The organism is Bartonella sp. AU16XJBT (assembly GCF_028618665.1).
Classification (GTDB): domain Bacteria; phylum Pseudomonadota; class Alphaproteobacteria; order Rhizobiales; family Rhizobiaceae; genus Bartonella.
The window spans coordinates 1-4,356 of record NZ_JAQITF010000043.1 but is presented as its reverse complement, the minus strand read 5'-3'; the positions used below and the strand labels follow the sequence as shown (position 1 = coordinate 4,356).

Below are 4,356 nucleotides of genomic sequence, written 5' to 3'. Positions count from 1 at the left end.
AGTGCTGCTTTTAGTCAAGGGGAAGGTTCCAGTGATGAAGTGCACCACAAGAACAGCCATATTATAGGCACCGGCACTGTTCATAGCAATAGTGGAGGGAACACCACACTAGCAGGCGCCGTGGTTTCTGGAAACCGTGTAGAGATGGGTGTTGGTGGTGATTTCACCATTACCAGCCTCAGTGATACGGGACAAAGTTCCAGCAAGCAAAACTCTGTTTCTGTTGGCTTTGGTGCAGGAAAAACCGGTGATGGAGGCTCCATGAACGCCTCTTTCCAAAAGGATCAATCCTCTAGTGATTATCACAGCGTTGTGGAGCAATCCGGCGTCAAAGCGGGTGATGGTGGCTTTGATATTACAGTGGTGGGTGCAACAACCATGACCGGAGGCATTATCGACAGTAGCGCACCGGCAGAAAAAAACAGCTTGATCACAGGAAGCATCAGCACCAGTGATATCACCAACAATGCGCATGCTCAAGCCAGCAGCCATGGTTTTAGCCTTTCTGGAAATGACACGATAAAAAACATTGCCAAGAATGTTTTAAATCATGGTAAAGCCAAGGATGGAGCAGAAGGTGAAACCAAATCGGCTATCAGCGATGGCACCATCATCTTAACCGGTGAAACCAACCAGAGGTCGATGGGGCAAGATGCTGGACAAAACATTGGCTCTCTCAACCGCAACACCGCAGCAGCCCACCAAGCTGTCGCACCGATAGACGCCACATCACTTGAGGGTATCGTTCATAATCGCTTAGAGAGGAGGAATGATTTATTGAATGAAATTATTGGAACTTTTTATAAAATTTACAAAATCGGCTATGTTAAAAAACATCCTGAGGGAGAAGTTGAGCATGATGAAAATGGCAATGTCCTCTATGCAACCGATGAAAATGGAAAACCTAAAAAAGACAGTCATGGCAGAAAAATACCTCTATATCACTTTTTAAAGCCAGAGGAAGAAAAGCATTTACAAAAAGGCTCTGATGGCGCTGTTCATATGTTTTACAATGGTATTTTTAATTCCCCTGATGATGCAGCGCGTTATGCTGTCCAATTGACTGATAATGATCACGATCCCCTTTATTTTACATACTTCCCCCAAGCTGAAGACTGGGAAGTAGAAGTAGGGATAGCGGTTTTTCAGAAGCTTCTGGAAGGTAAACTTTTTTTGGCTTGACCAATTCGACCAAGAAGTTCCAGAATACAATGTATCTTTATGGCAATACAGGATTGCATATTGATGCCCATAGTCGTGGTACCCTAACAGCAGGAAATGGATCGTATAATTTAGTAAATCGTGGTGTTCACGGTATAGCAAAGGAAACAAGGGTTAATTTCTTTGGTCCAGCTTATAACACTCAAAATATGGCAAATACGTTATATATCTTAAGGGATGGCAAGCAAACCACTGTTGGCTTGGAAAACCATGCTGATGATTTTGTTGGTATAAAGTTTGGTGGAAATCCTGCTACTTTTCACCAGAGACCCCTTGGTAGTAACGCAGTGAAAGAGGCAAAGAAAGTACTATCTGGTCACCCTAGTCCTCATGATTGTTATAGTCATGCGGATGGAAAGTGTCGACAAGCTTATGGATTCCCTAAACGTACATACATCCCTTCAAGGAGTAAAAAATGAAACAAATTTTAAGATTATTAAGTGGGATAGTTCTCTTAAATATCGCTGGATGTAACATCGACAAGCCTCCTCTAGGCAACGTATATGGGTGGGAGAAGCCAGGAGCAGACTTTACTGAGATAGGAAAAGCCTTGTTAGAATGTGGGATGCCGAGCCCTGAATATCTTGATAGAGAAAATAGGCGCTTGAGCTACAATGATAGTGCAACAATTTATGCTTGCATGATCCAAGCAGGGTTCCGTGATAAACTTGAAAGAGAAGTAGGAACTTGGTGTGAGAATTTTAAAGCCGAAAACCTTCCTATTTGCCAACCTGGTGCTGTCATTCCGAAACGAAGTGTTGAAAAGCGCTTAAACAGCCCTTTTTGTAAAAGGTACAAAAATGCGGATGAATGCCAACCTTAAGTATTGTTATTTGTGGAAACTACAATCCCCACATTCATGCGTTTTCATGCTTGTGCGGGATTGTTCTCTTCATCCACCATCTCAGTTCTGAACTGTCTTGAAAACCAGAGATAAAATCATCAACAGGCTTTCAAGCCTTTTTATTGTAAATAAATCCATTGAAAGGGGGTAAAAATGAAGAAAACTTTAAAACTATTGAGCTGCATAGCTCTCCTAACTACAGCTGGATGTGAGTATAAAGCTGAGGTTCCCTTATCAGCTTGGGAATTATGGGATAAGCCTGGTGCAGATACAATTGATATAGGGAAGGCGCTGTTGGAATGTGGTATGCCAACACCTTATTATCATGATGAATACAACAGAAAATTAGATGGAAATGCGAAGGCATTAATTGAAGCTTGCATGGTTCAAGCAGGTTTTAGGTATAAATCCGGATATTTGAGTTCGTGTGAGCTTTTTGATCCTCGTTTTCCGATTTGTCGTTCAGGAGCTGTCATTCCTCAAAGAAGTGTTAAGAAACGCTTGAACAGTCCCCATTGTCAAATAAATAGAAACAGACCTGAATGTCTACCGTAGTAGTTTCTTAATGTTGGTGTGATTAAGAGTAATCCTCAGTTCTTTTTATCTTTTGCACTAAGTGTATGGGTTGATTGTATTGGTATTCAACGTGTTTCAAATTTGTATGGACAGAGGAACATAAAACATCAACAAGCTTTAAGCAATCTTATCGTAAAAAATCATTGAAGGAGAGGAAAAATGAAAGTAACTTTAAAGTTATTGAGTGGATTAGTTTTGCTTATTATAGCTGGATGTGCTCCAGGTCCTCATCAGGCTCTGGATGTATTAGAGAAGCTAGGAGCAGATAAAGTTGAGATAAAAAAAGCGCTTTTAGAATGTGGAATGCTGAATCCTCATGATGGTTATATGATGGATTATAGAGAGTTAAGCATAAATGCGAATACATCTATTTATGCATGCTTAACCCAAGCAGGTTTTCATAGTAAATTAGGATGGGATTGGAGAGATCGGTGTAGAAATTATAATGCTGAAGACCTTCCTATATGTGTTCCTGGTTCTGTTATTCCGAAGCGAAGTGTCGAGAGACGTTTAAAGAGCGCTTATTGTCAAAAATATAAAAATAAACCAGAATGCCAACCCTAACAACACAACACCATTCGCAAAGCGCTTTGGTTAATGTTGGCTACGGTTATGGCACGGGTGGCGCAGGGGCAACGGGCAATACTGCTTTTAGTCAAGGGGAAGGCTCCAGTGAACAACTGCAACACAAGAACAGCCATATTATAGGTACCGGCACTGTTCATAGCAATAGTGGAGGAAACACTACACTAGCAGGCGCCGTGGTTTCTGCAAACCGTGTAGAGATGGGTGTTGGTGGTGATTTCACCATTACCAGCCTCAGTGATACGGGACAAAGTTCCAGCAAGCAAAACTCTGTTTCTGTTGGCTTTGGTGCAGGAAAAACCGGTGATGGAGGCTCCATGAACGCCTCTTTCCAAAAGGATCAATCCTCTAGTGATTATCACAGCGTTGTGGAGCAATCCGGCATCAAAGCGGGTGAGGGAGGTTTTGATATTACAGTGGCGGGTGCAACAACCATGACCGGAGGCATTATTGACAGTAGCGCACCGGCAGAAAAAAACAGCTTGATCACAGGAAGCATCAGCACCAGTGATATCACCAACAGTGCGCATGCGACAGCCAGCAGCCATGGTTTTAGCCTTTCTGGAAATGACACGATAAAAACCATTGCCAAGAATGTTTTAAATCATGGTAAAGCCAAGGATGGAGCAGAAGGTGAAACCAAATCGGCTATCAGCGATGGCACCATCATCTTAACCGGTGAAACCAATCAGAGGGCGATGGGGCAAGATGCTGGAGAAATCATTGGCTCTCTCAACCGCAACACCGCAGCAGCCCACCAAGCTGTGGCACCAATAGACGCCACACCGCTTGAAGGAGCAGTGCATAATCGCTTAGACATGATCAATGATTTATCAGATGAAGGATTGGGATACTGGGATAAAGTGCGTAAAATGGCATATTATGTTGCCCACCCAGTGGGTGAGGTTGCGCATGATGAAAATGGCAATACCCTCTATTTAACCAATGAAAATGGAGAGTATATGAAAGACAGAGATGGAAAAAATATTGTTTTGTATCATTTTTTAAAACCAGAGGAAGAGGAATATTTACAAAAAGGCTCTGATGGCAATGTTTATATGTTCTACAATGGCATTTTTAATTCACCCGATGATGCAGCGGGTAATGCTGTGCAAATGGCTGTTAATAAA

General features: G+C 42.2%; 5 protein-coding genes and 1 pseudogene. All 6 read left to right on the top strand.

Going from position 1 to position 4,356, the window contains the following annotated elements; all coding sequences use genetic code 11:
- Positions 1-1,182 (top strand): hemagglutinin repeat-containing protein (locus PVV66_RS09200; RefSeq protein ID WP_273760993.1); only part of this gene is annotated, 1,182 nt, incomplete at its 5' end.
- Positions 1,179-1,640 carry a hypothetical protein gene (locus PVV66_RS09195; protein WP_273719539.1) on the top strand — a complete coding sequence of 154 codons (462 nt, stop codon included), beginning with the start codon at positions 1,179-1,181 and terminating at the stop codon, positions 1,638-1,640. The genes PVV66_RS09200 and PVV66_RS09195, both read left to right, overlap by 4 nt.
- Complete coding sequence (locus tag PVV66_RS09190; protein ID WP_273719537.1) at positions 1,637-2,044, top strand: hypothetical protein; 408 nt, start codon at positions 1,637-1,639, stop codon at positions 2,042-2,044. The genes PVV66_RS09195 and PVV66_RS09190 overlap by 4 nt, the downstream gene beginning before the upstream one ends.
- A gap of 174 nt (positions 2,045-2,218) precedes the next feature.
- Positions 2,219-2,620 (top strand): hypothetical protein, encoded by a 402-nt coding sequence (locus tag PVV66_RS09185; RefSeq protein WP_273719535.1) that lies wholly within the window; start codon positions 2,219-2,221, stop codon positions 2,618-2,620.
- 180 nt (positions 2,621-2,800) lie between these two features.
- Positions 2,801-3,205, top strand: coding sequence for a hypothetical protein (locus PVV66_RS09180; RefSeq protein ID WP_273719533.1), 405 nt, complete (start codon positions 2,801-2,803; stop codon positions 3,203-3,205).
- Positions 3,199-4,356: pseudogene (locus tag PVV66_RS09175) on the top strand (hemagglutinin repeat-containing protein); the annotation flags it as partial. The gene PVV66_RS09180 and the pseudogene PVV66_RS09175, both read left to right, overlap by 7 nt.

What these genes read in the sequence shown, in the direction of transcription:
- PVV66_RS09185 (WP_273719535.1), top strand. Translation starts at nt 2,219, where the DNA reads ATGAAGAAAACTTTAAAACTATTGAGCTGCATAGCTCTCCTAACTACA.
- PVV66_RS09180 (WP_273719533.1), top strand. Translation starts at nt 2,801, where the DNA reads ATGAAAGTAACTTTAAAGTTATTGAGTGGATTAGTTTTGCTTATTATA.
- PVV66_RS09190 (WP_273719537.1), top strand. Translation starts at nt 1,637, where the DNA reads ATGAAACAAATTTTAAGATTATTAAGTGGGATAGTTCTCTTAAATATC.